At 27.0% G+C, this 6,000-nt stretch carries 5 protein-coding genes and 1 pseudogene; 5 read left to right on the forward strand and 1 reads right to left on the reverse strand.

The genetic code is table 11. The features are described 5' to 3' along the window. Positions 1-65 precede the first annotated feature (65 nt). The 5 genes from tcuC (at position 66) to CQA76_RS03380 (ending at position 5,573) form a co-directional block, all read left to right on the forward strand. Complete coding sequence (tcuC, locus tag CQA76_RS03360) at positions 66-1,358, forward strand: tricarballylate/proton symporter TcuC (RefSeq protein WP_137622041.1); 1,293 nt, start codon at positions 66-68, stop codon at positions 1,356-1,358. Between the two features lie 105 nt (positions 1,359-1,463). Further along, positions 1,464-2,687, forward strand: a complete 1,224-nt coding sequence (locus CQA76_RS03365) for a glycosyltransferase family 39 protein (RefSeq protein ID WP_137622042.1) — start codon at positions 1,464-1,466, stop codon at positions 2,685-2,687. Further along, on the forward strand, positions 2,653-3,420 hold the full coding sequence (locus tag CQA76_RS03370) for a prepilin-type N-terminal cleavage/methylation domain-containing protein (protein WP_137622043.1): 768 nt from the start codon (positions 2,653-2,655) through the stop codon (positions 3,418-3,420). Before CQA76_RS03365 ends, CQA76_RS03370 begins: the two co-directional genes overlap by 35 nt. A gap of 282 nt (positions 3,421-3,702) precedes the next feature. Further along, positions 3,703-4,221 (forward strand): hypothetical protein, encoded by a 519-nt coding sequence (locus tag CQA76_RS03375; protein ID WP_232364886.1) that lies wholly within the window; start codon positions 3,703-3,705, stop codon positions 4,219-4,221. Between the two features lie 89 nt (positions 4,222-4,310). Then, the gene (locus CQA76_RS03380; RefSeq protein WP_137622044.1) at positions 4,311-5,573 is read left to right on the forward strand and encodes a Cj0814 family flagellar-dependent secreted protein; all 1,263 of its coding nucleotides are present in this window, start codon (positions 4,311-4,313) and stop codon (positions 5,571-5,573) included. A 96-nt stretch (positions 5,574-5,669) separates the two neighbouring features. On the opposite strand, the pseudogene CQA76_RS08990 reads toward CQA76_RS03380, so the two are convergent. Then, positions 5,670-5,837: pseudogene (locus tag CQA76_RS08990) on the reverse strand (peptidase C39); the annotation flags it as partial. Between the last annotated feature and the right edge of the window lie 163 nt (positions 5,838-6,000).

Raw genomic sequence — 6,000 nt, forward strand, 5'->3', positions numbered from 1 at the left:
AAAGATCATTTTGTATTTAAAAAGATAAAATTGGACTATAATGAAAATAAAAATGGAGCTTTATTATGAGTACCAAGAAACAAAATGCCAAAATGATTTTTAGTGTTGCTAGTGGTAATTTTTTAGAAATGTATGATTTTGCAGTTTATGGTTTTTATGCTGCTTTTATCGCTAAGATCTTTTTCCCTGCTCAAAATGATTTTATTTCATTAATGCAAAGTTTTATAGCTTTTGGGGTAGGATCTTTAATGCGTCCTATAGGTGCTATAGTTCTTGGGGTTTATATGGACAAGTATGGACGAAAGAAAGGCTTGGTTTTAACTTTAGTGCTTATGGCATTAGGAACTTTTACAATTGCTTGCTGTCCTGGGTATGAAAGCATAGGAATTTTAGCACCTATTATTGTCGTTTTAGGCAGACTTTTGCAAGGTTTTAGTGCAGGAGCTGAACTTGGTGGTACCAGTGTTTATTTAGCTGAAATCGCACCTGATCATCTTCGAGGTTTTTATGTGTCTTGGCAAAGCGGGTCTCAACAGATTGCTACAATATTTTCAGGAGGTTTGGGTGTATTTTTGCATTATTGTTTGGGAGATGAAATTATGCAAATATGGGGATGGAGAATCCCTTTTATTATAGGATGTTTGATTGTGCCTTATATTTTTTATATAAGGAGAGCTTTAGAAGAAACTCCAGAATTTAAGTCTAAAAATCATCAAACTCCAAAGAATTTAAAAGATATTTTTCAAAATATGCGTCAAAATGTTTTTATCGTGATTTTAGGCATTATGCTTGTTTCAATGACCACAGTTACTTTTTATTTTATCACCGCTTATGCACCAACTTTTGTAAATAAAGTTTTGCATTTTACCAAACTTGAAGGTTTTATAATTGTAGCTATTGTAGGGCTTAGCAATGCTTTTTGGTTGCCATTTTCTGGATACATGGGAGACAAAATCGGTAGAAAATTTATTTTACCCGTAGCAGCTTTTTTAGGGGTTGTTAGTGCATATCCTATGCTTTATTTTTTAATGCATCATATTTCTTTTACTAATCTGATTTTGGTGGAATTATGGTTTAGCTTTGTTTATGGGACTTACAATGGAGTTATGACGGCAACTTTGAGTGAAATTATGCCAAAGAATGTAAAAGTGTTAAGTTTTTCTTTTGCTTATTCTGTAGCAGTAGCGATTTTTGGCGGATTTACTCCAGCAGTTTCAACCTTTTTGATAGAAAAAACAAATAATCCGTCTTCTCCAGCATTATGGCTTACTTTAGCGGCTTTATGTTCTTTGGTAGCGTCTTGGATTATTTTTAAAAAAGGTGGAATATATCAAAAATCAATAAACTATAGAAAATAAATTTCTATGTTAAAAATTATAACAATTTTTAACATAGTATTTTAAGCGATTTAGATTAAGTCAAGAAAATTAATATTTTAGGTTTAGTGTAGTAGAATTTGATTTATGAAAAAAGCTAGGAATATTTATTTTATTATCTTGTTGATTTTTGATTTAATCGCCCTTATTTATGGAATTTCAACTTTGAGTATCAGTAGTGATGAAGCTGAAATTTATTTTGGAGAAAAAGGGTCATTTTTAGTTTTTTCTCATAGCTTACTTTATTATATTACCCATTTTGGAACTTTTATTTTTGGACAAAATGATTTTGGTTTGAGACTCCCTATTTTACTTTTTCATTTTTTAAGCTGTTTATTGCTTTGTAAGTTAGCACAAAAGTATACAAAAACCCATTTGGATATTTTTTTGTCTCTTTTGCTTTTTATTTTACTCCCTGGAACTGTTGCAAGTGCTTTGTTGGTTAATGAAGCTTCCATAGTTATATTTTTAACCCTTGCTATACTTTGTGCTTATGAGTATCAAAAAAAATGGTTATTTTATCCCCTTTTAATCTTAGCTTTATGTGTGGATCAATCTTTTAATATTTTATTTTTAACCTTTTTCTTTTTCGGAATTTATAAAAAAGATTTTATTTTATTAAGCTTATCCCTTGTTCTTTTTGGAATCAATATCAGTTTTTATGGTTTTGATGTAGGAGGACGTCCAAGAGGATATTTTTTGGACACTTTGGGAATTTTTTCCGCTTGTTTTTCCCCGCTTGTGTTTATTTATTTTTTTTATGTTATTTATCGTTTGATGTTTAAAGACAATAAAAGCTTACTTTGGTTTTTGATGAGCATTACTTTTATTTTTTGCTCCTTGCTTTCTTTAAGGCAAAAACTTTATCTGGAAGATTTTTTACCATTTTGTGTTATTTGTACTCCTTTATTGGTAAAAACTTTTATGGAAAGCTATCGTGTAAGATTGCCCAAATTTAGACTAAAATATAAAATTTTTATAGAATGTACAGCAATTTTTTTGCTATTTTGCTATTTTGTTATAATAGGGAATCAATTTTTATATTATTTCATTTCAAATCCTAAACGCCACTTTGCAAATAATTACCATTTTGCTAAAGAATTAAGTCAAGAATTAAAAAAACAAAATATTTTTGCAATTAGAGTTTCTGATTCTTTGCAAAAAAGATTAAAATTTTATGGCATTAAGGAAAGTAATACTCTGTATTTAAGAAGTATAAAAAATGGTAAAGAAAGTATTAAAGACCAATCAATAATAAAAATTAAGTTAGGCAAATTTGAAAAAATATATCAAGTTAAGAGCTATAAATAGAGCCTTTACGCTTTTAGAGCTTGTTTTAGTTATTTTTATTTTAGGCATTATCATTTCTATAGCTAAAGTCAATATAAAAAAAGATAGATTAATGCTAGGAGCAAAACAAATTCTTAATGACATATACTATGTTAGAAACTTAGCTATGGTGCAAGAAAGTTTTAGAAGTTCAGCTTTAGCAGTGGCTAAAAAGGAATGGTATAAAAGTAGATGGCAACTTTATTTTATCAAATCTGCGGCAACTGATTATGAGCAAACCTATACTATTTTTTTGGATAAAAATGGTGATGGCAATGCCAATTTAGGGAAAACGGATATCAATATCGATAGAGAGATTGCCATAGATATCTTAAACCCTAAAAAATTGATGAATTCAGGACAAAGTGGGGTGATCAATAAGGATGATGAAAAAACAACTAAAAGATTTAATATCTTTAAGACTTTCGATATAGAAAAAGTTGAATTTAAAGGATCTTGTAGCGGTTCTACAAAAATTGTTTTCGATGAAATAGGAAGATTATATTCCCCGCTTAAAAATTCTAAGAGCGTTTATGATAAAAATTTAGCAAAAAGTGGCAAAAACTGCATTATTCGCCTAACTTCTAAATATAAACGTCAAATTTGCATAGTGATTGATCCTTTAAGTGGGTATGCTTACATTCCCAAATTCAGCGATTTCAATCAACAAGTGGTTATACACAATGGAAAAATGATAGAATGTTCTAAAATTTAATCATAGTACTTTATATAGTCAAGCTATTTGTAGAGAGTTGATAATTTATTATTCCAAATTTTTAAGAATAATCTTTATAAATTGCATTAAAAAATAAATTTTGTTGCACTTCGTAACAAAATTTTTAAAATGTTATAAAAATAAATTTTGCAATTTTTATTTATAAATTCACCACAAATATTACTAAAATATCCATAAAATAGAACTTTTAAGAATTTGATTTAAAATTATCATTTATGATAGAATAATTTATGTTCTGTTTTTACATAGAAGAGATAAATTATGATTAAAAAATTACTTAGCATTGCAACTTTAGGTGCTTTATTAGCAAGTTCTGCTTTTGGGGATGATTTTTTAGCTAAAGTCAGTAATGGTGCACTCAGTGATAATAGCGTAGGTGTTAAGGTTCTTAGCCTTAATGAGATGAAAGATGTTAAGGGTGGGTACTATGAAACTTTGTATGATTGTAGATCAACTTTATGTTATGCTTTAGCAAATCATGCAAAATCATATTTTACTATGACTCCTAGAGAGCTTACTGAATGGAAAGCATTAACATATGGAGATTTATATTTGTTTGTTGGTTTTTTAGCTCAAAACAATTGGACTGTTTCAAGTTTAGGAACTCCTTATAATTATTTTACTTATGATGAGGTATTATATGACGCAAGAATAGGACAAATGTATAAACAATCAAAGCAGGTTTTAAATAGTAATCTAATAGTTAGACAATTAAGTAATCAATATAAAGATCAATTTGATAGCTATTTAGGTGGCTTGCATATAGGTCGTACTCGCTGATATTTTTTTATATATTAAGTTAAACTCATTTCTAACCGATATAGAAATGATAAAATATTATCTACCACTATAACCAAAAAGGCAGTAAAATGATAAATAATATAACTTCTTACTCAAATTATAATTACTATACAAATACTTTAAATTCTAAAAAGAATTCTAAAACAAATGATTTGGTAGATAATAATAAAGAAATAAACAACAACACAAATTTAAATAACAATAATATTTCAAACAATACCTCATTAAAACAAACAAATTCAAATTTAGTAAGTGATAAATCTAAGGCTGTTAATAAAATACTAGGTTATGGTGTAGATGAAGATGGTTTTTTTACCAGTGATTTCAATGAAGCTGCAGGAATACCAAAAGATTATAAGATTTATGCTAAAGATGTGCAGGATTATGCAAACTTTGTCAATAAGGAAAATACAGTCAATAATGCCTTTTTTACTAATGTAGATATAGCCAAAACCATAGGAAATGCTTATAAAGTTTTTTCACAATTTATATCTAACGAAAATACATATTTTACTAAAGATGAACTTGAAAATATTCCAAAATGGTTACAATACGATAGTCGAAATTTTCAAATAACACATATATATTCAAACGAGAATGATTTTATGAATGTTGAAAAATATAAAAATAATTTTACAGTTGAAACTTCATTAAAATTTGATTTTAAAGATAAGCAAAATATAAGCAAGGGCGAAGCATTGCTTGCTTTTGCTAAAGGTTTAGAACAAAATTATGGTATTGTTGAAGGTGATACTACCGTGCTCGGTAAATTAGGTGGGCTTGATAGAAATATGAGTCTTGATGAAATAAAAGATTTAAAAAATTTTTTTGATAAACATCCTATAAATAATACAAATAATGATGAAATTATGAGGCAAGTTTTACTTTTACCTATGCAAATAAATAATATAGAAGAATTTAAAAAAGAATGGTTGGAATTAGAGGCTAAAAATAAAAAATCTTTACAAAAAGAAGAGACAAGTCAAGATATAGAAAGTCAAAAAATATTTAATTCTATTGATACTGATCAAAAAACAATTAAAAAAGATAAACCCTTTAAACCCATCCAAGTAGAAAGTAAAAACAAAGAAACTTATAAAGATGATAATATAAGAAATGAACTCATAAAAAAACTTCTTGAAAATAAATTTGATTTAGCAAAAGAATTAGAAATTCTTTTTAATGTAAAAATAGATAATGACAATACAAATAACAATTCTAATAGCAATGATAATTCTAACGATAACAATTCCAACTCTAATACCAATCATCTTAGTAAATTAAGTTCTAAAGCTAAAACTAAACATAGAAGTGTAAATATTAAGGTTTAGAAGTTTATTAAGTTTTATTGCAAGTATTTATTTTTTTGTTTTTAAAGATTAAATATTTAAATTATAGGAGTTGTTTTAACTCCTATGAATAATCTTTTAATATAAGCTAAAAGGATTAAAATCGAAATTCAAAGATTTAGGTATATTAAGCTTATATTCTTTTAATTTCTTTTTAGGAGCAATGATTAAAGCATATCCTCCTTTTTTATATCTATCCTATACACTAAAAAATTGTCTTTTAGAACTGATATATTCTCCATAACTTTACCCTAATGAAATTTTTGAGTTAAATTCTTATAGATAGCTAAAAATTTTTCAAACCTACGAATTTAATCCCCCTTTAAGCTTAATTAGTTATACTTTCATTTCCTTTTTTTATCTAAAAAGGACTTAAAATCTTAAAAAGAAGTTTCATCAAATACTTAAT

This window comes from Campylobacter aviculae (assembly GCF_005406215.1).
Lineage (GTDB): Bacteria > Campylobacterota > Campylobacteria > Campylobacterales > Campylobacteraceae > Campylobacter_D > Campylobacter_D aviculae.

Coding starts and splice junctions, on each gene's coding strand:
- tcuC (WP_137622041.1), top strand. CDS start 66: ATGAGTACCAAGAAACAAAATGCCAAAATGATTTTTAGTGTTGCTAGT.
- CQA76_RS03365 (WP_137622042.1), top strand. CDS start 1,464: ATGAAAAAAGCTAGGAATATTTATTTTATTATCTTGTTGATTTTTGAT.
- CQA76_RS03375 (WP_232364886.1), top strand. CDS start 3,703: ATGATTAAAAAATTACTTAGCATTGCAACTTTAGGTGCTTTATTAGCA.
- CQA76_RS03380 (WP_137622044.1), top strand. CDS start 4,311: ATGATAAATAATATAACTTCTTACTCAAATTATAATTACTATACAAAT.